The 482-nt window shown below is 68.0% G+C and carries 1 protein-coding gene; it reads right to left on the reverse strand.

Features of this window, described 5'->3' with window-relative positions; all coding sequences use genetic code 11:
• Positions 1-456, reverse strand: a 456-nt coding sequence (locus DVK07_RS21420; RefSeq protein WP_121598621.1) for an ATP-binding cassette domain-containing protein, incomplete at its 3' end; no start/stop codon positions are given.
• Positions 457-482 lie beyond the last annotated feature (26 nt).

Consider the following 482-nt stretch of genomic DNA (forward strand, 5'->3'; position numbering starts at 1 on the left):
CACGAGCGCGCGGGCGAACGCGAGCACCTGCCGCTGGCCGCCCGAGAGCGTCCGGGCCTTCGCAGAGCGCTTCTCGTCGAGAATCGAGAACTGGTCGTACAGTTCGTCGATTCGCGCCTGCAAGCCCTCCGAGCGGGCGACCCCGCCCATCCTGAGGTTCTCGTCGATGGTGAGCGAGGAAAAGACGTTGTCCACCTGCGGGACGTCGCCCATCCCGACGCGGACGAGGTCCTCCGGCTCCTCGCCGGTGATGTCCTGTCCGCCGAGTTCGACCGAGCCGGTCCACGGCTTGAGGAGGCCGAACACCGTCTTGAGGACGGTCGACTTCCCCGCGCCGTTCGGCCCGATGATGCAGACGATTTCGTCCGATTCGAGGTGGAGCGACAGGTCGCGGAGGACCTGCACCTCGCCGTAGCCGCTGTCGACGCCGGAGACGTCGAGTGCGCGGTTGGTCATGGGCTGGCCCCTCCGAGGTACGCCTC

The sequence above is a fragment of the Halorubrum sp. Atlit-26R genome, from assembly GCF_003666015.1.
Lineage (GTDB): Archaea > Halobacteriota > Halobacteria > Halobacteriales > Haloferacaceae > Halorubrum.